Genomic DNA, 21381 nt, shown 5'->3' on the forward strand with positions numbered 1-21381 from the left:
CACAAGCGCGCCGGGCGTTCCTGCAAAATAGAAGCGTCCCGCCCGGCGCGCTTGTGCCGGCGGGCGAGCAAGAATATCAATCCGACAGACTCTCGTTATGACTGCGGGACCAGCGGGGGGCAGGTCAATCTAGGTGAATTTAGGCATGTTACCCTTCCGAGCCAGCTTGCCGAATGGCGGGTGAGCCGGACGCCACACCCGATGTGGGGCTATATGTGGGGCGTGCCCACCGCGATGACAAAATAAACGTTTCTGATCAACGCTTTAAGCGAAGTAGTTGGCGGAGCGGGAGGGATTCGAACCCACCCCTGGCATCGCTTTCAAATTCCACTGTTTTCTGCTACCTATCCCTTGGAAAATCAAGGGTTTTAAGTCGTTCGAAGCAGTTTGGCAGATCGCTCCAGTTCGCTGCGTTCCGCCCCATTCCGCGACTCAAACCCGGACGCAAACCCGGACGGAAAGCCGGACGCGGAGAACACGGATGGGAACCCGGACGGAAGGACGGGTTCGACGGACGAAGGAGGATTCGAATGTCTCGCGCAATGCACAAGCTGAGCGCCCGTCGCGTGGAGACGATCAAGGCGTCTGGCTGGCACGGTGACGGCGGCGGGCTTTGGCTGCGCATTGACAACAGCGGCTCCCGGAAATGGGTGTTCGCTTGGGAGCGATCCAAACGCCGCCGAGAGATGGGGCTGGGTGCCGCCTCCGATATAACGCTTGCGACGGCACGCGAACTCGCTGCCGAGGCTCGTGCCTTACTGGCGCAGGGTCTTGATCCAATCGAAGAGCGTCGTGCGAAAGAGGCTGAGCAGGAAGCTCCCGCGGCCACTGACGATGCCGCGGACGAAATTCCCAGCGTCCCGACCTTCGGCCAGTTCGCCGATACGTACATCGATGCCCACGAGGACGGCTGGAAGAATCCCAAGCATCGGCAGCAGTGGCGCAACACGATCAAGACGCATGCCAAGTCGCTTCTGGACATGCCTGTCGACACGATCACGTCGGATGACGTGGTTGCCGTCCTTCGTCCCATCTGGCGCAAGGTTCCCGAGACTGCCGGTCGCCTTCGAGGCCGGATCGAGAACATCCTGGATGCGGCAAAGGCGTCTAAGCACATCGTCAGTCCTTGGGAGAACCCTGCGCGGTGGCGTGGTAATCTGATACATCTCCTGCCCCGCCCGCCCAAGAAATCCCAGGTCAAGCATCACGCGGCGATGCCGTTTGATGATCTGCCTGATTTTTTTGGCAAACTGCGGCGGCGCCCCGCAACGGCTGCGCGGGCGCTCGAACTGACGATATTGTGCGCAACCCGGACCAACGAAACGCTGCAGATGACGTGGTCGGAGATCGACCTTGAGCAGGCCGTGTGGACGGTGCCGGGCGAGCGGATGAAGATGGGGATAGAGCATCGCGTGCCGTTGCCCAGCCACGCCGTCGAACTCATCAAGGCACAGGCTAGAACGTCAAACAAGGCACCGGATACATATGTCTTCCCAGGCGAAAAGCCGGGCAGGCCCTTGTCGCAGATGGCGATGACGATGGTGTTGCGTAGGATGAAGCTCGGGTATTTCACAGTTCACGGCATGCGAAGCTGCTTTCGCGATTACATGGGTGACATGACCGATCATCCAGAGTCGCTCGTAGAGCAGGCGCTGGCGCACCAGATCGGTGACGAGACGACCCGGGCCTATCGGCGCGGCGACGCGTTCCTAAAGCGACGCGCCCTAATGCAGGAATGGCAGGATTATCTACTTCCGGTTCAGAAGCGCAGTCCGATGAAACGAGGCAGCATTAAATTGGCGGATTCTAAAGCTCCCTCGCCAGTGCCCGCCTGAGCCCTTTAATGCTGGCAATATAGCCCATTCCGCAGGCCGCGAGGCAGACTGCCTCATAGCACGATCTTCCAATAGGCGAGCGCGTCCCGGACTTTCTGTCGAGGGTAGAATTCGCCCGCGTTCTCGAGATCGCGCGTAATCGCGACCCTGCGCTTTCGCGCATTGGCCCGGACCTTGTCGTTGATCGGAACGATCCCGGGCACGGTTCCCGACGCGGCGTGCCTCCAACTCTCGGGATAATCGGCGGAGTCGAAGGCGTCGCCAGCCTGCGGCAACAGGTCGGGATGGTCGCAGGACCAGCCAAAAAGATCGCCGGAGCACCGGCGGAGCATCGCCTTCACCTCCGGCATGACATCGGTGAACGCTTTCAATGGCGTTGGCAGCAGGACCATGTTGGCCACGCAGGAGAAAAAGCGATGGTCCTGCACGACCGAGTTGGCCTTTACGAAGCTCGGATCATCGACCCCCCAGATATGGCAGCAAGTCCAATGTGGCCTTTCTTTGAGGGTGATGCCCATAGCCTCGCATAGCGCTTTGTTTGCTTGAGTGTTGCCCTCGATTTTGTCGGTGACGTCGCCTGACTGGCGGTTGGTGTTTTGCCGGCGGATTGACCAGTTCGCGTTGTAAAGCGCGCCACGCCGTGCAAACTCGGGAAACCATACCGGCAGGAGCCTGAAGGTCTCTGGGTCGACCCAACGCGCAGTTCGCTCGATGAGTGCGGCGATGCTGCGAGTGTCGATATGACGCTTGAGAACGAGCAAGCCATCTTCCACTTTTTCACTCCCGCTTGTGGACGGTCTTCAGCCGATCATGACCTCTTCGCGCACGCATGACTTGGTGTCGGAAGTCACGACCGACAGGAAGAGGCCATGGGATGCGACGGCTTGCACGACCGCCGTGCCGGGGTGCCTCCACGTGCCGATTGCATCGGCGGCAACTATGCAGAAACTGGGGTCTATTTTGGTGAGGAGTTCGGCATCGAAATTGCCTTCCGATCCGTGGTGCGGGACAGTCAGTGTGACGACTTCGTCGAGGAGCTTGCGATAGTGCGCGAGGAACCGCCGCCGTCGGGCCTTTTCCTTCAGCGCCGCGTCCCCCGTTCCCAGCCAGGCTATTCCGCCTTTGCCCTGCGCGTTCCAGATGCCGAAAGTCCCATAATGCCCTTCCGGTCGAACGATGCCGTCGGGGAGCGGTCCAGAATACAGACACATCGAGGTGATGTTGAGGTTCTTCGAGACGGTAGAATATGCCTGTGTCAGGTCACCCGTCCGATTTGTAACGAGATCCCGCAGATTGGCCGGCACGGCAAGCCAGGGCTTCAAGGCCGCAGCCTTCATCTTGGCCTTGGCGGAAACGCCGTGGTTGAGCGCCTTTAGCAGAGCGCGGAAAAACACGGCCTGCTGTGCATCAACCGCCGGATCGACGAAGGGAGAGAGAAGCCACAACCCCAGGTTGGGATCAATGCTGGGAGAAACCAGCCCAACGCTATCGGGCAGAGTGGCGACGATCGGGCCAGGAAGCGCCGACTCTGCCCGGGGTCGGCCGTTCGGAGAATTGATCCATCCCCGGCCCAGTGGCTTCCAAGTCACCTGACCTTTTTCGTCGCGCAAACCTTGTATGTCGTAGCCGTCAGGCCCTTCGGGCCTGCCGCCGTCCAGATCCGGCGCACCGGGACTGTCTGGACCACCGGGAACCATGAAAAGTATCTGACGTGGACGAAATCCCGACAGCGCCGTTGTCGGGTCGATCACGAACTCCCGATAGAAGTCGTCAAGCAGCGTTGCGGGGTCGTCGATGGCGTCGCGCGCATAGGCGATCAGGCGATCGGCAACATTGAAGAATGGCAATACGATCGTATCGACCGCAACGCCCTTCTTGCTGTCGAGAAGTTGGGTCAAGCCGTTCAGGTGATCGGCATGGACATGGGATATGAAAAGAAGATCGAGCTTTGAGCGCGCTCCAACCGACTTGATATGCTCTTTAATGCAGTTTGAACGAGCCACCTGGTATTTTGTCATCGCTCCACAATCATAGACGTAGCGAAGTCGCAGCGTGCTCCCCTCATGAAGCTCGGCGGTGTGGAAAAAGCCTTGGCCCACCGCATGCTGCAATCTTGTGTTGGTCAGGCCCACCCATTCCTCCGTCATCGACTGCGCGAAGTCGTGACGGTTTAACAACGGTCGGTAAAGAGGCAGACAAATTGGCCTCTTACGTTTCCGGCTATTTCAATTTCCGCGAACGACGCGTTCGATCCACGCTTCGACCTCGCGTTCGCTCCATCGTGCAGCGGCGGCGGTGATCTTGTATGGCTTCGGGAAGCGCCCATCGCCGATCATGGCGTAGATCATGGTCTTGCCCAAGCCCACCCGATGGCGAACTTCCGCCAGCCTGAGCAACCTTTCCGGCTGCGCCGCATCGGGTTCGGCCGTCATTTGCGCCGCTCCGCCAGTCCTTCACGCGCCTTTGCAAAGCCGCGGTCACTCGCAAGGAAGACAGCAAGCATGTGCGGGACGAGTTCGGCGACCGTCTGCGCTTCGCCATAGGTCTGCTGATAGATCGTCGCATAGTCCGCTAGCGCCTGTTGAAGGTCAGGGGCGATGCTAACGGTCAACTTCACCGGCGTTCTATCCGGCAGGCGAGCAAGCTTGAGATCAGACATATCGGGCTCCTATTCCTTCCAGGGTGCCAGGATGAGATCGCGATGCACGACTAGCCGGACCGGGGCGCCGGGCCGGATCGTAATGGTCGGTTGGATCTGAAGGTTGCGGGACGTGATCTGGTCGCCGGCGCGGGATACATTCTGCTGGGTGGATTCGCGGATCGCCTGGACGAGATCGCTCTCCCCGGAGAAGGTCACGTTCGCGCCCACGCCCAGCAGAGTCGAGATCGCAACGCCCTTGAGCAGTGTCCAGGTGTGGAAATCGACTTGAGACATGCGCCGACGCCTTTGGCCGCAAGCGGCTTGGACATGCGCGTCGGCCACCCGGCCGCGTCGATGGCGGGTCAGACTTTCCCAAGCGAGGTTCTCAAGCCTCGGCGCCACCCTGGCGGCGCCCTGCCAGACTAACACCCTGATTCCGAGAAGCAATACCAACGGCATTGGCGGGGCATTGCCAGAATCGGAGTGCCGCAGCGGTCGGGTTGCTCGACGATCCTGCTGGAGCAGGTGTCACATTGCGGACCAGCTTTTCCAGAGCATGTAGAGGGCGACACAGAAGATCAGCACCGCAAAGACGCTGTTGAGAAGGCCCTTGCGGGCGGACAACCGCCGGGATGCGGCTGCCCCAGTGACACCGCCGATGATACCGCCGCCAATGAAGGTCGCGGCCAGGCCCCAATCGACCAGCCCGGAAAAGGCGTAGTTGAGCGCTGTCGTCAGGCCAAAGGCTGTCACCGCGACGAGCGAGGAGCCAACCGCATTGATCATCGGCATGCCGGTAGAGGCCATAAGGCCCGGTACGATAAGAAAGCCGCCGCCAATGCCGAAGAACCCTGAAAAAAGACCTGTCGCGCTGCCATAGGCGATGACCTTGGGGGCATTTTCGCGCCGGCACTGTACGTCGGGATTGCCCAGGTTGTCGCGATTGCGCAGCATCAGCGCGCCGACCACCAGCATGAGCATCGCGAACAGAAGGAGAAGGTGCTGGCCGTCGAATGCCTTGCCCAGCGTCGAACCGCCATAGGCGCCGAGCACGCCGGCAAGAGCATACATGCCCGCACAGCGCCATTTGATCGTGCCCTGCCGGGCATGGGGAATGAGGTTCGCGCCGGCATTGGCAGCGACGGCGAGCGCGCTGGTGCCGATAGCGACGTGCGGCGAGGTGACGCCCACAAGATAGACCATGAGGGGAACGGCCAGGATCGAGCCGCCACCCCCGACCAGTCCCAGCGTGAAACCGACAAGCGAACCCGAAGCGGCACCCAGCAGATATTGGACGGGCTCGAGCATAAGCGCGTTACAAGCTGTTCAAGGGAAGCTTGAGATAGCGCGTACCGTTATCCTCGGGCTCGGGAAGGTTGCCGCCGCGCATGTTCACCTGAATCGAGGGCAGGATCAGGCGCGGCATGCCGAGTGTGGCGTCGCGCGCTTCGCGCATCGCGACGAAGGCCTCTTCGGAGACGCCCGGATGGACATGGACGTTGCCCTGTCGTTCATCCGCCACCGTCGTCTCCCACACGAAATGCTCACGGCCCGGTGCCTTGTAATCATGGCAGAGGAATAGCCGGGTCCGGTCCGGGAGCCCTAACAGGCGGTGGATCGATCGGAACAATGTCCCGGCGTCCCCGCCGGGGAAGTCCGCACGGGCAGTACCGTAATCGGGCATGAAAAGCGTATCGCCCACAAAGGCTGCGTCACCGATGACATAGGCCATGTCGGCCGGGGTGTGGCCCGGGACATGGAGTGCGATCGCCTCGAGCGATCCGAGCCGGAAGCATTCGCCATCCTCCAGCAGTCGATCGAATTGCGATCCGTCCCGCGCGAAGTCCGGACCTTCGTTGAAGATCGTCCCGAAGACCGACTGGACCGTCAGAATATCGCGTCCGATCGCAAGAGTGCCGCCCAGCCGCTCATGCAGATAGGGCGCCGCCGAAAGATGATCGGCATGGACATGGGTTTCGAGCAACCACTCGATCTCGAGGTTTTGGGCCTCGACATAGGCGATCACCTGGTCGGCAGAACCATGCGAGGTTCGGCCTGAAGCCGGATCGAAATCGAGCACGCTGTCGATAATCGCCGCCTTGCGGGTTGCCGGATCGCTGACGATATGGCTCGCGGTGAAGGTCACCTCGTCGAAGACGGTGTGCACGATCACGCTGCCGGGTGCCGCCTCCACAAGGCGGACGGCATGGCTGAGAGGAAAATCGGTCATGTCGTGCTCCACGAACGGCCTGCTAAGCGCTTGTCGGTGCAGCGCCGGCTTGCGCCGTGAACTGGTCGAAGGCCTCTACCGCCTGGGCCGCGTACATCAGGCTCGGCCCCGCGCCCATGTAGAGCGCCATGCCCATGACCTCCATGATTTGCTCGCGGGTCGCGCCCTGCCTGACCGCCGCCTGGCTATGAAAGGCGACACAGCCGTCGCAGCGGATCGCCACCGAGATGGCGAGCGCGATCAATTCCTTGGTCTTGGTGTCGAGCGTACCTGCTTCGGTCGCGGCCCTGGCCATCGCCGAGAAGGCCTTCGTCACCTCTGGACTGCCCAGGCGTACTTCCTTGATCGCGCCGGTCAATTGCGCGGCCATTTCCGGCCAATCCTTATGCATCTTGGTCATCCCTCATGTCAGCAGCGGCCCATCAGGCTCAGCAGCCGGTAGGCCGCTACGATGCGGTCGGTGCCGGCCCGCGCGGCGCCTGCCTCAGCGGCAATCGATTCGCGCTCGGCATCGAGCAGGTCGAGCTGCGGCTTCATGCCGACCCGAACCTCGTGTCGCACGCTCTCGAGCGCTTGCGCCGCGGCGCTCGCCTGTTCGGTAGCCGCCTGTTCGACCAGTTGCGCCGTACGAACGTCCTGAAAGGCGGAGATGACCTGTTCCTCGATCTGCATCCGCATGGCCCGTACCCGCGCATCGGCTGCCCGGACGCCGCTATCGGTTTCGGCGACCTTGCCCGAGACCCGGCCGCCGCTGAACAGCTCCCAGCGCGCGCGGATGCCCACGGTCGCGCTGTCCGCGCGATAGTCGGGAAAGAACTGATCGCGTACCGTGGCGCCTTCCACGAAGGCACCGACCGTAGGCAGGCGCTCCGCGCGCGCACCGCGAGCCGCGGCCTGAGCGGCGCGCAGGCTGGCTTCGGACTGCGCCAGCGCGGGATTGCTGCGGATTGCCGCATCCATCGCCTCGTCGAGCGTGGCGGGAAGCAGGGGATTGGATGGGAGCGGCTGCAGATCGACGGGCTCAAGCCCTGTCAGGTTACGGAAATGCGCCTGCGCCGAGACCTGCATCCCTTGTGAGCGGGCAAGCCCGGCGCGCGCCTCGGCAAGCCGGGCACTCGCCTGGGAGACGTCGGTGCTGGGGCTCTCACCTGCGCGAAACTTGAGCCGGGCCTGGCGCTCGATCTCGGTCGTCTGGATGACAAGGCGGCCGTAGAGATCGACCATGTGCGCGGCTGTCAGCAGGTCGCCATAGGCTTGGGTCACCGCCATGACGAGCTGGCTGCGCATGCCGATCTGCCCGGCCTCGGCGCCGGCAATACCGGCGCGGGCCTGATCGATCCCGGCGCCGACCCTGCCCCCGGTGAAGAGGGGCTGCTCGATCGTCATCTGGGCGGCGCGCGGCGTCACATTCGCCGCGCCAAGTCCGAAGAAGCCGCGCGGATCGAGCCGACCATAGCCGATCGTGCCGCTGAGCGTCGCGGTCGGCAGTCGGCCCGCCTTCGCCTGTTCGAGCCGCGCCTTGGCGGCATCCGCATCCGCGTCGGCCGCGGCAATCTCTGGCGCATGCGCGATGGCCGCCGCAAGCGCCTCTTCAAGCGTCGTAGCGTGCGCCGCGGTGCTCAGCGCCAGCGGGGTGGCAAGCCACAGCATCAGGCGCGCAATGCGGCGCTTGACCGTCATTTGAAGGCGTTGCCCGGACGGACGCCCATCGCCTTGAAGACCATCGCTGCCGGACAAAAGCCGGTGAAGCCGGCCTGGATCATATTGAGCCCGGCAAAGGCGCTGAGCCCGATCCACCAGGGATGGACGGTGAAGGACAGGACGATCCCCAAGAGGACGACAGTGCCTGCGAAGATCATGACGGCGCGATCGAGAGTCATTGTGCTGTTCCTTTTCGTGTCGAACGAGGCGGTCACATCCGCAATTTCTTGATGCCCATGACGTGGAGCGCGAGCTTCTCGTAGAAGGGCTCGCTTTCGCCCTTGCGCACCTTGCGTAGGAAATATTTCTCGAAGCCGATCTTGGCGAAATGGACCCATTTTCCGCTCGCCGCCCAATTGACGTTGCGCGGGGGAATCTGCGGCTGCGCGACGAAGGCGACGCCGCCATCGCCAAAGTCGGCGAGGCACACCGCATTCCAGGTCGCCTCGGCGGTGGGCTCCTTGCCGTCGAGGATCGCGTCCAGATTAGCCGCGATCGCGGTCACCATGCTCTCAATCATGAAGCCGGTCTTGGGAACGCCGACCGGCACGGGCGTCGGCCCGGTTGGCGGGATCGCGACGCAGACGCCGAGCGCGAAGATCTCCCGGAAGGCCGGATTGCGCTGGTGCTTGTCGATCAGGATGAAGCCGCGCGGGTTGGTGAGGCCCGGAATATCGCGCACGGCCGCCACGCCGCGGAAAGCCGGCAGCATCATGGAGAATGCGAACGGCAGATCGTGCGTCTTGGCGACCGCGCCCCCTTCCGCGATCTCCTCGACATGCATCATGCCCGCTTCAACCTTCGCGACGCGCGCGTTGGTGACCCATTTGATGTGGCGCTCGCGCAATGTGCTTTCGAGCAGGCCCTTGGTGTCGCCGACGCCGTCGAGCCCGAGATGGCCGATATAGGGTTCGGCGGTGACGAAGGTCATCGGCACCTCGTCGCGGATCTTGCGCCGGCGAAGTTCGGTGTCGAGGATCAGCGCAAACTCGTAAGCCGGGCCATAGCAGGACGCGCCCTGCACCGCGCCGACGACGATAGGGCCTGGATTTTCGACGAACCGATCGAATGCGTCCGCCGCAGCCGAGGCGTGCGCGGTCTGGCAGATCGAAACGGTGTGGCCGCCATGCGGCCCCAATCCCTCGATTTCGTCGAACGCTAAATCAGGGCCGGTCGCAATTACGAGATAGTCGTAATTGATGTTGCTGCCGTCATTGAGTTCAAGGCGTTTCTCGGTGGCGTGCAATCGCTTCGCCCCCACCGCCGTGAAGCCAATCTTCCTCTTGGCGAAGATCGGCGGCAGATGCACCTGGATCGCCGCGGGTTCACGCCAGCGGACAGCCACCCACGGGTTCGAAGGGATGAACGAATAGGTTTCCGTGTCCGACACCATCATGACTTCGGCGCGGCCCTTGGCGGCGGCCTGGATTTCGTAGGCGGCGATGGTGCCGCCCAAGCCGGCGCCCAGCACCACGATCTTCGGTTTGTTCATGATGTCGGTTCCTCGCCTCAATATCGTGCTTGACTGAATATAATGATTACACGATATATGCAATATACAAATTGATGATCCAATCAGGAGGCCCGGGCATGTTCGGATTCAGCAAGACCAAGGCGCACCGGGAAATCGACGCGCAGACTCTCAAAGCAATGCTGGCCGATGGTTCAGCGCTCCTCGTCGACGTGCGGGAACCCGACGAATTTGCCGCCGAGCATATCAAGGGCGCAGTAAACGCCCCGCTTTCGACATTCGCACCGCGTAATGTTCCGGATGCAGCGGGCCGAACGATCGTGCTCCAATGCGCCGGCGGCAAGCGGTCGGGCCTCGCGCTCGACCGCTGCGTCAGCGCGAAGTCGAGCATCGACACGCATCTCGCTGGCGGCATTGGCGCCTGGAAGGCCGCCGGTCTGCCGGTCGAACGCGGTTAAGGCCATGCAACAGGGGAGCCGTCGGCAGTGACAAAATGGGCATGGATGGTCGCTGGCGCGGCACTGACGCTGACGCTGACCGGTTGTGGCGGTAGCGCGCCGAGCGAGGAAAAGGCTGCGGCCCTGCCTGTCGGCGAACGGCTGACCGTGGCCCTTGCCCAGATCACGGACATGAAGGCCGTCGGTGCCGAAATCACCACGCGTGATCAGGCCCAGGCGCTGGCCCGCATCCCAGGCACGTTGGTCAGTCTTTCGGTTCGCGCTGGCGACATGGTAACCAAGGGCCAGCGCATCGGGTCGATCGTCGATTCGCGCCTTGGCTATGAGACGAGCGCGGCGGGCGCGCAGGTGGCGGCCGCGCAAGCCGAAGCAGCGCGCGCAAGAGGTGACCTTGCCCGGGTCCAGGATCTCTACAATCACAATGTCTATGCAAAGGCTCGCCTCGAACAGTCGGTTGCAATAGCGCGCGCGGCCGATGCTCAGGTCGCAGCCGCTCGCGCCCAGCAGAATGCGAGCGCGAGCGTTGCTGGACAGGGCGCGGTCCTCGCACCGGCCACCGGCCGTGTTTTACGCGCCGATATCCCTGCGGGCTCGGTCGTGGCGCCGGGCATGTCGATCGCGACGATCACCGCAGGCCCGCCGGTCCTCCGGCTCGATCTCCCCGAATCGCTGGCAAGCGCCGTTCATGTCGGCGCACATGTTGCGGTTGCCGAGGGAGATTTGCCCGACGGATCGCGCCATGGGCAGGTCAGCCAAGTCTATCCTGCGATCGCCGGCGGCCGTGTGCAGGTCGATGCAACCGTGCCCGGCCTTACCACCCAGTTGGTCGGACGTCGCGTCGGTGTGATGATCGAGGTCGGTCAGCGCCGGGCCATAGTCGTTCCACGCCGCTTCATTTCGACCCGCTACGGTATCGATTATGTCGATGTCGTCACCCCCGACCGACGCATCAGCGCGGTCGCGGTCCAGACCGCGCCGACGGCTGACCCCGACAGGATTGAAATCCTCGGCGGCATAACCGCTGGCGACACCCTCTTCGCTCCAGGAAGCCGCAAGTGAATCTCGGCCTCTCAGGACGCCTGACCCGCGCGACGATCACCTCGCCTCTGACGCCGCTGTTCCTGCTGGCCGCGATCGCCATCGGCCTGCTCGCGCTCTTCACGATCCCGCGCGAGGAAGAGCCGCAGATCAGCGTGCCGATGGTCGATATCCAGGTTATGGCGCCGGGCTTATCGGCGCCCGATGCCGTTCAGCTGGTCGGCATTCCGCTCGAGACCATCGTCAAGAGCGTCGACGGGGTCGAGCATGTCTATACCCAGGCCGAAGACGATGGAGTGATGGTCACCGCGCGCTTCCTGGTCGGATCGAACCCCGAGGACGCCGCGACCCGGATCGACGAGAAGCTTCGCGCCAATTGGGATCGCATACCGGTCGGCATCCCCGACCCCAAGGTTACAGTGCGCGGGATCAATGATGTCCCCGCCATCGTTCTGACGCTTTCGCCCAAGCCCGGCGCGGCCGGGCAATACAACGACCAGACGCTCTATGCGCTCGCCGGTCGCTTGCGGACCGAGATTGCCAAGGTCGACAATGTCGGCCTTACCTTCCTGACCGGCGGGCGGCCCGAAGAAATTCGCATCGCGCCCGATCCCGGCAAGCTCAGCCAATATGGCGTGCCTTTGGGCGGTGTGATCGATGCCGCAGCGCAGGCCAATCGCAGCTTCCCCGCCGGGAGCATCCGCGAAGGCGGGCAAGCTGTCACGGTCACCGCAGGCCAGACCCTTTCGTCGGCACAGGACGTCGGCATGCTCACCGTCCGGTCAGTGACAGGAGCGCCGGTCTATCTGCGCGATGTCGCCTCCGTCACCCAGGGGCCGCGCGAAGACCAGGCGCGGGCCTGGCGCTGGGCACGCAATGACGGGCGCTGGTCGAGTGCGCCCGCGGTCAGCATCGCGATCGCCAAGCGGTCGGGCGCCAATGCCGTGGTTGTCTCCGAGGCAGTGCTCGCCCGCCTTGAAAGCCTCAAGGGGATACTCATTCCCGATGGCGTCGATGTCGCGGTGACGCGCAACTATGGCGCGAGCGCGAACGAGAAGGCCAATGAACTTCTCTACCACCTCGCGCTCGCGACGATCTCGATCGTTGTCCTGATCGGTTTCGCGATTGGCTGGCGTGAGGCCGGGGTCACGGCCGTGGTGATCCCGACGACGATCCTGCTGACCATGTTCGCCTCGAACCTGATGGGCTACACGATCAACCGGGTCAGCCTGTTCGCGCTGATCTTCTCGATCGGCATCCTCGTCGACGACGCGATCGTCATGATCGAGAATATCGCCCGCCATTGGGCGATGCCCGATGATCGCACCCGGACGCAAGCGGCGATCGAAGCGGTCGACGAAGTCGGCAACCCGACGGTGGTCGCGACGCTGACCGTCGTGGCGGCACTGCTGCCGATGCTATTCGTTTCTGGCCTGATGGGGCCGTACATGGCGCCGATCCCCGTCAATGCGTCGGCCGCGATGGTCTTTTCCTTCTTCGTTGCCGTGGTCATTGCGCCGTGGCTGATGATCCGCTTCGCGCGCAAGACGCTGGCGGCCGATGGCGCGGATGGCGATCACGGGAACGGGCATGACGCAAGCGGCGGCAAGCTCGGCCGCGTCTACGCGCGGGTTGCGCACCGGGTCATTGACGATCGCAAATCGGCGCGCAATTTCCTGATCGCGGTCGGCTTCGCCACGTTGCTGGCCTGCTCGATGTTCTACTTCAAGGCGGTGACGGTCAAGCTGCTCCCCTTCGACAACAAGTCCGAAGTGCAGGTCGTGGTCGACATGCCCGAGGGCACCAGCCTCGAAGGCACGGGCCGCGTCCTCGAAGATGTCACCCGCCTGACCCGCGAGTTGCCCGAGGCGACCGCGATGGAAGCCTATCTCGGCACGTCCGCGCCGTTCAATTTCAACGGGCTCGTGCGCCACTATTTCCTGCGCAGCCGCCCGGAGATGGGCGATGTCATGGTGATGCTGCTACCCAAGGGCGACCGTGACCGCTCGAGCCACCAGATCGCGCTCGACCTGCGCCAAAAGCTCAAGGCGTTGAAACTGCCAAAGGGCGCGTCGATCAAGGTCGTCGAGACACCCCCGGGCCCGCCGGTGCTGGCCACCTTGCTCGCCGAGATCTACGGCTCGGACGCGCAGAGCCGACGTGCGACGGCGACCGAGTTGGAAAAGATCTTCAAGTCCATCCCCTATATCGTCGACGTCGACAATAGCTTCGGCCAGCCCCGCCCCAAGCTCCGGCTGATCCCGCGGCGCGACCGGATCGACTATTACGGTCTCTCGACACGCGACATCAACGACTCAATCGGTGCCTTGCTGGGCAGCAAAACCGTCGGCTATGCCCCGCGCGGCGATGAACGGACGCCGCTGCCGGTCACCATCGCGCTCCCACAATCCGCGCGAAGCTGGACGCAGACGCTTGCCAGCACGCCGGTGGCGGTCTCGCAAGGCTCCACCGGTCCAAAACTGGTCGAACTCGGTGCTATTGTCGATGCACGGCAGGAGCAGAGTAGCCCGGCCATCTTCCGGCGCGACGGGCACTATGCCGATATGGTGACCGCCGAACTGGCGGGTGATTATGAGGCACCGATCTACGGCATGCTGGCGGTGGACCGCGCTGTCGATAGTTACGATTGGGCCGCCAAGGGACTGCAAAAACCAGTGATCCGCTTGGCCGGCCAACCCACCGACGAAAAGGCGACCAGCCTGCTCTGGGACGGTGAGTGGGAGATCACCTGGGTCACCTTCCGCGACATGGGTGCCGCGTTCATGGTCGCGCTGCTCGCCATATACGTCCTCGTCGTCGCCCAGTTCCGCAGCTTCAGGCTACCGCTCGTGATCCTGACGCCGGTCCCGCTGACTCTGGTCGGCATCGTCATCGGCCATATGCTGTTCCGCGCGCCGTTTACCGCCACCTCGATGATCGGCTTCATAGCGCTGGCCGGCATCATCGTACGCAACTCGATCCTGCTGGTCGATTTTATCCGGCATACCGCGACGCCCGACAAGCCGCTGCGCGACGTGTTGATCGAGGCGGGGACGATCCGGTTCAAGCCGATCGTCCTCACCGCCGCCGCAGCGATGATCGGCGCTGCCGTCATCCTCACCGATCCGATCTTCCAGGGCCTCGCCATTTCGCTCCTCTTCGGTCTCGCCTCCTCGACCTTGCTTACCGTGCTGGTTATCCCCGCCATCTACGTGGTGCTGCGTGACGACGGGAGACCGGGAAGCAAATGACGATGACGATGACCGACAGTGCGGTGGAAATGCTGTGCGAACGCGCGACCGAGGTTGCCGTGTTTCTCAAGGTCGTTGCTAATGAACAGCGCTTGCTCCTGCTCTGCCGCCTGCGCGAAGGCGAGGCATCGGTCGGCGAGTTGGTCGGCTTGTGCGGCCTGTCGCAGTCGAGCGTGTCGCAGCATCTCGCCCGCATGCGCGAGGGCGGCTTGGTCCAGACCAGGCGCGAGAACACCACGATCTTCTATCGCATCGCCGATATCAGGGTGCAGGCCTTGATGGCTTTCCTGTGTGATCAGTTCGGCGAGCAAGTCACCGGCGTGCCCGCTGCAGAGCGCGCACCGTAACCAACAACCGGCCGCCGGGGGAACTAAAGGATCTTGGCGAACATGGCAGCCGATCCACGTGCCGGCGACGCCGCCTTTCGGTCAGCCCGAGCTGCCATTTCGACAGGTCCAGTCCTTGCAAGCGCGGCGAGAAAGGCCGCCGCCGCGATGAACGCATCCGACGCCACACTGTAATAGACCTGCTTTGCGGCGCGCCGGGTCTGAACCAATTCAGCCTTGCGCAGCACGCCGAGCTGCTGCGACAGCCCCGGTTGGCCGACGCCGGTCAAAGCCTCGATTTCGCCGACCGACTTCTCGCCTTGCGCGAGCAGGGTGGCGATCAGCCGGAGGCGGGTATCATGGCCCAAGGTGCGCATCACTTCGGCGAGCGCTTCGAGATCCGGGGCGGGCAAAGTGTCAGCCATCGCCTACCCTTTCTGCGGCTGCGGCTTGCTGCGGTAAAACCACAGCGGGTCATCCGCCGCGGCCAGCAGAGCAGCCTGGTCCTGGTGGGGCGGCAACAGCACCGCGTCGCCGGGATGCCAGCCTTCCGGGGTCACGACATGATCGGCATCGACAATCTGCAGGGCGGCCAACACCCGGAGCATCTCATCGACCGAGCGTCCGATCGTCGCGGGATAGCAGATCATCGCGCGGATGATCCCGTCGGGATCGATGAAATAGGTCGATCGCATCGTGGCCGCGTCGGGCGAGCGATCTGAGATCATGCCGTAGGCCCGCCCGATGATCAGCGATGGATCCTCGACAATCGGGAAGCTCACCGTGACGCCGAACCCGTCGCGGATCGCGCGGATCCAGCCCAGATGCGAATAGAGACTGTCGACCGAGACGGCGAGCAGCGCGCCGTTGAGCGCCTCAAATCGGTCGTTCGCCTTTGACAGGGCGACGAACTCACTGGTGCAGACCGGGGTGAAATCGGCGGGGTGCGAGAACAGGATCAACCATCGGCCGCGAAAGTCGGAGAGGTTGAGCACCCCCATCGTCGTTCGCGCCTGGAAATTGGGGGCCGGATCGCCGATCTGCAGACACTGTGGGGTGCCGCCCATACCGGCCGATGTTTCTTCCATTTCGGAAAATTCCGTCTCACACATCTTGGCATTATTCCCTACACGATTACATTACAAATGTAAGCGATAAATTGAGGATTTGGTTGCGGGAATGTCGAGACGATGTGCCACATGGCTTCCGGCGCGCCCGAAGGGAATGACTCCGGGCCTTCCATTGGACGCGGGCAAGGCATATCAATTACGGGGAATTGCGGGATGAATGCAGCGTTGGCTAATCCTGTCGTCATCATCTACCCCTCCTGCGCGACGGCAAATCGCGTTCCGGCCACCCGCATCTCGGAAAGCCCGAAATGCGGGCGCTGCAGCCAGATGCTGTTTCAGGGAGCGCCGGTTGCTGTAAGTGGCCAGGCGTTCGATCGCCATGTGAAGACAGGCTCGCTACCCGTCCTCGTCGATTTCTGGGCAAGCTGGTGCGGGCCTTGCAAGGCGATGGCTCCTGCCTTTGCCGCCGCGGCCAAGGGTCTCGAACCAAGGGTGCGTTTGCTGAAGGTCGACACCGAAGCAGAACAGGCCGTTGCCGCCCGGTTCGCGATTCGGTCGATTCCAACGCTCATCCTGTTTTCTGGCGGACGTGAGATCGCGCGCAGCGCTGGCACCATGGACCAACGCGCCATCACAAGTTGGGTCAATCAGCACCTGCCTCCCGGCTAGTCTTCGCCGTACAGATCCCGCTGCGACCGATCGATCTCGTCAGCATAGCGCTTGCGGACATATTTCTCGGTCAGCATGCCCAGGATGCGCCCTGCGGGATCGACGACCGCCAGGTCGTCGGCTTCGCTCTCGTCGAAGCGCTCCATGATCGCACCGATCGGCATATCGGGAGACAGGGTGGCGTCGCGCAGGATCGAAAGCTCGGATATCATGCGGTCAGTCGGGCCTGTGTCGGCATAGACCGATGCCGTCGGCACCAGGCCGGCATAGTACCCGTCATGATCTTCGAGCAAAACCCGGCTCGTCGAGCCCAGCGGAAACTGCTCCTTGAAGGTAGCCATCGACAGGGTCGGCGACGCAGTGGCCGGTGCGGTGCGCATCATGCGGCGCGCTGTCAGTAGACGCATCCACCCGACGTCGCGCGCGCTTCTGACGACTTCTCCACGCAGGTGCAATCGCCAGGTCGAGAAGGAATAGCCGAAGCGCTCGCGTACCAGCGCGCTCGAACATAGCGTGGCAGTCAGGACGACCGCGGTGATCTCGAAGTCATGCGTGGCCTCCAACACCAGGAGCGACATTGTCATCGGGCCGCCGACCACCGCGACCGCGAGCGCCGCCATGCCGACAAGCGCTGCATCCACCGGTGAGAGAGTGACCGCCCCGGGAATGAGTGCCCAAAGACCCGCCAGGATCTGGCCAAGCAAGGCGCCCAGGAACAATGACGCGAAAAACAAGCCGCCGCGGAACCCGAAGCCGAGCGACACGATCGATGCGAGGGCTTTCAAGCCAAAGATCAGCGTCAGCATGCCCAAAGCGAGTTCGCCGCCAATGGTCAGATGCAGGGCACCGTGCCCGGCCGAGAGCGCGTGGGGCGAGATCATGGCAATGGGCATGAGAATTAGCCCGCCCAAGACCGGACGCGACCATTCCGGCAGCCTGGTATGCCGAACGGTCGCTTCCGCGAACGAGACCAGACGCATGAGCGCAATGCCAAGCATGGCCGCGATCAGGCCGAGCACTGCGTAAAGCAGATAGTCGATGGTCGCGAGATTTTGGCTGCTGGTTGCCGCAATGAGATAGGGCGTCGCGCCCAGAGTGCGGGCCGTGATCACTGCGGCAATAGTGGCAGCCAGCACCGGCGCGATGCTCGCCGGCGTATAGGCGCCGATGACGATTTCAAAGGCGTAAAAGGCACCGGTCAGCGGTGCGCCGAACGCCGCGCCGATGGCGGCACCTGCTCCGGCCCCCACGAGCACGCGCATATCGTTGCGCCGCAGATTGAGCCATTGGCCAATCAGCGATGCGATGCCGCCTCCGGCCTGTGCATATGCGGCTTCCAGGCCGACGGACGCGCCGCAACCGTTGGAGAGCAGGGTTTGACCAGAAACCAGCAGTGTGTCGCGAAACGGAATGCGCCCACCATGCAAGGCATTGGCTTCGACCACGTCGATCGCGGTGCGCTTGTGCTTGCGGACGATGAGGATGATCGCTCCCAGTAGCGCGCCGCCCAAGGGCAGTGCCAGCAGACGGATGGGAGAGATGATGGCGAGGCCGCTCAGCCGGTCGTCAAAATTGAGGTCATAGAGCGCGGATTGGAAAAGATGCGCGATACTGCTCAGCGCTGCGGCAACGAGCCCGGCCGCAATGCCGACAACCACGGCGAGAAGGATGAAGCTGGCTTCGCTCGATCGGAAGATGCGCCTTGCGAGGTAAAGGAGCGCCGAAGGCCGCAACGGGCGCTCATTCATGGGGCGAAATGGTGTCCGCCTGATCTGCAGGCGCAACTGAAATGACTGGAAACATGGCAAGGATTACCGTTTGAGCACGAGTCTCGAAAATGCGATTGAGCAATTTTCTCCTTAGATCGGACTGTCGCATGAGTCTCGCGGGTCACGTCCCAACCGCGATCTATTTTTCGTCGCTGCACCTCAATCCCGTGCTGCTTCAGATCGGTCCATTCGCGCTGCGCTGGTACAGCCTGGCCTACATAGCCGGCATTCTCCTCGGCTGGTTCTATCTGGTGAAGCTGCTCGCCGATGACGGCGCCCCCATGACGAAGGAGCAGGCTGATGCTTTGGTGACATGGGTCACCGCGGGCATCATCCTCGGTGGGCGTCTCGCCTATGTGGTCTTCTACGACCCTGGAACCTATCTCGCGCAGCCCTTGAAGATATTCCAGCTTTGGGCTGGGGGCATGTCGTTTCACGGCGGCGCGCTGGGCGTTGCGATCGCCATTTTCCTGTTCTCCCAGCGACATCGTCTAAATTGGTTGCGGATCATCGACTATGTCGCAATGTCCGCACCGATCGGACTGTTCCTCGGTCGTCTCGCCAATTTCGTGAATGGTGAGCTTCGGGGACGGCCGACAGACCTGCCATGGGGAATTGTCTTTCCAGGCGCCGGGCCTCTCCCACGCCATCCCAGCCAACTCTACGAAGCGATGCTGGAGGGGGCGATCCTATTCCTCTTGCTCTGGTGCCTATTCCGTTTCACCAGTGCGCGCCGTCGACCTGGGTTGCTGAGTGGCGCGTTCGTCCTGGGCTACGGCGTTTTCCGGTTCTTCGTCGAGTTCATTCGCGAGCCCGATCAACAGTTGGCTGCCTTTGCCTCCGCGACAGGTCTTCATATGGGTCAGTGGCTTTGCGTGCCGATGGTCTTCGCCGGATTCCTGATAGTTCTACGTGCAACAATTCGACCCGTCGTCTCGGCAGGCGCTTCCGATTGTCCAAGTCTTTTTTGAAACGCCCGTAATGCAGTTCATGCGCGGTCATGGGCGAGCCGTGCGAGCGCGGGGACGCCCACCGGCGGTGTGGCCTGCCAAGGCACAAAGAACAGTCGCTTAGCAATCGATCCGCGTATGCGATCGACCTGTTTCAGCTCGCCGCTGAGCCGCTGGCGCAGCAGTGGATCGCTCGAGCCAGCCGCCAGCAGGCTTTTGTTGATGATCCAGGCAAAAGGCTCGATTTGCGCGCGCCGCAAATCGTCCTGCAATGCGCCTGCCTGCGAGACAGGTGTGGTCTCCGCAAGGGTAACCAGCAGAATATGCGTATAGTCGGGATCCTGGAGCCGCATCAGCGGCGTAGTTATGCGGCCGGCAAGGTCGTGCAAAGTCGATTGCCGTGTCATTTGGCGGTGATAGGCGCCGGTCGCATCCATTAGCAGAAGGCTGTGACCGGTGGGGGCCGTGTCCAGCACGACAAACGCGCTGCGCGCCTCGGCGACGATATGCGAGAAGGCATGGAAGACGGCGACTTCCTCCGTGCAAGGCGAGGCCAAGTCCTCGCGCAGCAGGGCCTGACCCTGCGCATCGAGCGTGCCGCCTCTTTGCTCCATGATCTTGGCGATGTACCGCTCGGTTTCCGCTTTGGGGTCAATTCGGTCGACGAGAAGGCCGGCGACGTTCCCGGTCATCGTCATTGCCAGGTGGGCGGCGGGGTCAGTGGTACTGAGATGCACGCCATGGCCGCGCGCGACGAGCCCCAGCGCTATGGCAGCGGCGATGGTGGTCTTGCCCACGCCGCCTTTTCCCATCACCATGACCAGCCCTTTGCCGTCCGCTGCGAGCAGGTCGATCAGTCGATCGAGGCCGGGTAGATCGCCGACCCACGGCGCAGCAACGGCGGGTTCGCCACGGCTCGACGACAATGGACCAGGGCACAGGATTGAACGCAGAGCGTCAAGGCCCATCATCTCAAAGGGGCACAGCGCTATGTCGTCGCGTGGAAGCTTTCGGAGCACGGCTGGCATCTCTGCCAGCGCCTGCTGTCCCTGCGCCTCCAGCGATGCCGCTGTCGCATCGGATGGGTCGCTGGCGCGGAAAAGGCCGTTCACAACAAGATGCTGGTTGCTGAGCCCCAGCACCGCCAACTCGGTCGAGGTTCGGCCCGCTTCGGCGATCGCGCCGCGTTCCGGGCGCGTCACGAGTATGACGGTTGTGGCTGCCGGATCGCACAACGTCGCCATGGCTTTTCTGAAGCGCTCCTCCTGCGTCTTGAGTCCCGAGTGCGGTCCCAGGCACGAGGCGCCCTGGTCATTCTCCGCGAGGAACCCGCTCCACGCCTTGGGCAAGCTGAGCAGTCGCAGCGTATGCCCCGTCGGCGCAGTGTCGAAGATGATGTGATCATAGGTGCCGTCAGCATCGGCAAGGCGGCCGACGAATTCGTCGAATGCCGCAATCTCGGTCGTACAGGCGCCCGAAAGCTGCTCACGAACCGTATCACGTTCCTGAGCGCTCGCATTGGCCTCCATCTGAGCAAGCACGCGCGTGCGATAAGCTTCTGCCGCGATGGTCGGATCGATGTTCAGGACGTCCAGACCGACAGCATTCGGCACCGCGACCGGCTGATTGGTCAAGGGTACGTCCAGTATTTCGTCGAGATTGGAGGCAGGGTCGGTGCTGACGAGAAGGATCGATTTGCCGCGATCGGCAAGCGAAAGGGCGGCTGCGCTTGCGATCGACGTCTTGCCCACGCCTCCTTTGCCCGTGAAGAACAGGAATCGAGTGGGCTCGGCCAGAAACCGTGGAAGATCGGCCCAGGAACTTTCGCTCATCATTTGACCAGATCCTCTTTCACTCCGGAGAGCGGTCGCCCCGCCGAACAGTACCGCTATTGGCGAGACGTGTCGTGAATGCCTGTATCAGAACACTCCGTGGAATGGGGTAGGCTCACTTAGAACACATAGTGATGCGT

The 21381-nt window shown here is 62.8% G+C and carries 21 protein-coding genes and 1 pseudogene; 7 read left to right on the forward strand and 15 right to left on the reverse strand.

What is annotated here, in order from left to right:
* Positions 1–530: 530 nt before the first annotated feature.
* Entirely contained in the window at positions 531–1835 is a 1305-nt protein-coding gene (locus WC704_RS10585) for a tyrosine-type recombinase/integrase (RefSeq protein ID WP_372889892.1), read from the forward strand.
* Between the two features lie 53 nt (positions 1836–1888).
* Here the strand turns inward: WC704_RS10585 and WC704_RS10590 are convergent, their stop codons facing one another.
* The 11 genes and pseudogenes from WC704_RS10590 to WC704_RS10640 form a co-directional block, all read right to left on the reverse strand.
* Positions 1889–2596, reverse strand: a complete 708-nt coding sequence (locus WC704_RS10590) for a hypothetical protein (RefSeq protein WP_372889893.1) — start codon at positions 2594–2596, stop codon at positions 1889–1891.
* A gap of 39 nt (positions 2597–2635) precedes the next feature.
* On the reverse strand, positions 2636–3967 hold the full coding sequence (locus WC704_RS10595) for a hypothetical protein (protein WP_372889894.1): 1332 nt from the start codon (positions 3965–3967) through the stop codon (positions 2636–2638).
* A gap of 93 nt (positions 3968–4060) precedes the next feature.
* Complete coding sequence (locus WC704_RS10600) at positions 4061–4267, reverse strand: helix-turn-helix transcriptional regulator (protein ID WP_372889895.1); 207 nt, start codon at positions 4265–4267, stop codon at positions 4061–4063.
* Positions 4264–4494 carry a DUF2274 domain-containing protein gene (locus WC704_RS10605; protein WP_372889896.1) on the reverse strand — a complete coding sequence of 77 codons (231 nt, stop codon included), beginning with the start codon at positions 4492–4494 and terminating at the stop codon, positions 4264–4266. Before WC704_RS10605 ends, WC704_RS10600 begins: the two co-directional genes overlap by 4 nt.
* Positions 4495–4503: 9 nt before the next feature.
* A pseudogene (locus tag WC704_RS10610) lies at positions 4504–4764 on the reverse strand (TrbI/VirB10 family protein); the annotation flags it as partial.
* A gap of 240 nt (positions 4765–5004) precedes the next feature.
* Positions 5005–5784 (reverse strand): sulfite exporter TauE/SafE family protein, encoded by a 780-nt coding sequence (locus tag WC704_RS10615; RefSeq protein WP_372889897.1) that lies wholly within the window; start codon positions 5782–5784, stop codon positions 5005–5007.
* Between the two features lie 7 nt (positions 5785–5791).
* Positions 5792–6706 (reverse strand): MBL fold metallo-hydrolase, encoded by a 915-nt coding sequence (locus WC704_RS10620; RefSeq protein WP_372889898.1) that lies wholly within the window; start codon positions 6704–6706, stop codon positions 5792–5794.
* 22 nt (positions 6707–6728) lie between these two features.
* Positions 6729–7106: a carboxymuconolactone decarboxylase family protein gene (locus WC704_RS10625; protein ID WP_372889899.1), complete on the reverse strand. Its 378-nt coding sequence runs from the start codon at positions 7104–7106 to the stop codon at positions 6729–6731.
* 8 nt (positions 7107–7114) lie between these two features.
* On the reverse strand, positions 7115–8386 hold the full coding sequence (locus WC704_RS10630) for a TolC family protein (protein WP_372889900.1): 1272 nt from the start codon (positions 8384–8386) through the stop codon (positions 7115–7117).
* A complete protein-coding gene (locus WC704_RS10635) occupies positions 8383–8586 on the reverse strand; it encodes a DUF2892 domain-containing protein (protein WP_372889901.1) in 204 nt (67 codons plus the stop codon). The genes WC704_RS10630 and WC704_RS10635 overlap by 4 nt, the downstream gene beginning before the upstream one ends.
* A gap of 32 nt (positions 8587–8618) precedes the next feature.
* Complete coding sequence (locus tag WC704_RS10640; RefSeq protein ID WP_372889902.1) at positions 8619–9899, reverse strand: NAD(P)/FAD-dependent oxidoreductase; 1281 nt, start codon at positions 9897–9899, stop codon at positions 8619–8621.
* A 98-nt stretch (positions 9900–9997) separates the two neighbouring features.
* On the opposite strand from WC704_RS10640, the gene WC704_RS10645 reads away from it, so the two are divergent.
* Genes WC704_RS10645 through WC704_RS10660 form a run of 4 tightly spaced genes read left to right on the forward strand, consistent with a single transcriptional unit; the run spans position 9998 to position 14972 of the window.
* Entirely contained in the window at positions 9998–10336 is a 339-nt protein-coding gene (locus WC704_RS10645; protein ID WP_372889903.1) for a rhodanese-like domain-containing protein, read from the forward strand.
* A 27-nt stretch (positions 10337–10363) separates the two neighbouring features.
* Positions 10364–11395, forward strand: coding sequence for an efflux RND transporter periplasmic adaptor subunit (locus tag WC704_RS10650; RefSeq protein ID WP_372889904.1), 1032 nt, complete (start codon positions 10364–10366; stop codon positions 11393–11395).
* Positions 11392–14625: an efflux RND transporter permease subunit gene (locus WC704_RS10655; RefSeq protein WP_372889905.1), complete on the forward strand. Its 3234-nt coding sequence runs from the start codon at positions 11392–11394 to the stop codon at positions 14623–14625. Before WC704_RS10650 ends, WC704_RS10655 begins: the two co-directional genes overlap by 4 nt.
* The gene (locus WC704_RS10660) at positions 14622–14972 is read left to right on the forward strand and encodes an ArsR/SmtB family transcription factor (protein ID WP_372889906.1); all 351 of its coding nucleotides are present in this window, start codon (positions 14622–14624) and stop codon (positions 14970–14972) included. Before WC704_RS10655 ends, WC704_RS10660 begins: the two co-directional genes overlap by 4 nt.
* Before the next feature lie 23 nt (positions 14973–14995).
* Here the strand turns inward: WC704_RS10660 and WC704_RS10665 are convergent, their stop codons facing one another.
* Together WC704_RS10665 and WC704_RS10670 are read right to left on the reverse strand one after the other, a co-directional pair.
* Positions 14996–15376: an ArsR/SmtB family transcription factor gene (locus WC704_RS10665; RefSeq protein WP_372889907.1), complete on the reverse strand. Its 381-nt coding sequence runs from the start codon at positions 15374–15376 to the stop codon at positions 14996–14998.
* Positions 15377–15379: 3 nt separating this feature from the next.
* Positions 15380–16039: a peroxiredoxin gene (locus WC704_RS10670; RefSeq protein ID WP_372890206.1), complete on the reverse strand. Its 660-nt coding sequence runs from the start codon at positions 16037–16039 to the stop codon at positions 15380–15382.
* 195 nt (positions 16040–16234) lie between these two features.
* Here WC704_RS10670 and trxC point away from each other — a divergent pair, with 195 nt between their 5' ends.
* Positions 16235–16690 (forward strand): thioredoxin TrxC, encoded by a 456-nt coding sequence (trxC, locus tag WC704_RS10675; RefSeq protein WP_372889908.1) that lies wholly within the window; start codon positions 16235–16237, stop codon positions 16688–16690.
* On the opposite strand, the gene WC704_RS10680 is transcribed toward trxC, so the two are convergent.
* On the reverse strand, positions 16687–18438 hold the full coding sequence (locus WC704_RS10680; RefSeq protein ID WP_372889909.1) for a chloride channel protein: 1752 nt from the start codon (positions 18436–18438) through the stop codon (positions 16687–16689). The two genes, trxC and WC704_RS10680, sit on opposite strands and share 4 nt — an antisense overlap.
* 128 nt (positions 18439–18566) lie before the next feature.
* On the opposite strand from WC704_RS10680, the gene lgt reads away from it, so the two are divergent.
* Positions 18567–19430 (forward strand): prolipoprotein diacylglyceryl transferase, encoded by an 864-nt coding sequence (gene lgt, locus WC704_RS10685; protein ID WP_372889910.1) that lies wholly within the window; start codon positions 18567–18569, stop codon positions 19428–19430.
* A 17-nt stretch (positions 19431–19447) separates the two neighbouring features.
* Here the strand turns inward: lgt and arsA are convergent, their stop codons facing one another.
* Complete coding sequence (arsA, locus tag WC704_RS10690; protein ID WP_372889911.1) at positions 19448–21244, reverse strand: arsenical pump-driving ATPase; 1797 nt, start codon at positions 21242–21244, stop codon at positions 19448–19450.
* Positions 21245–21381 lie beyond the last annotated feature (137 nt).

Source organism: Sphingomonas sp. (genome assembly GCF_041661885.1).
In the GTDB taxonomy this organism is placed as follows: Bacteria; Pseudomonadota; Alphaproteobacteria; order Sphingomonadales; family Sphingomonadaceae; genus Sphingomonas.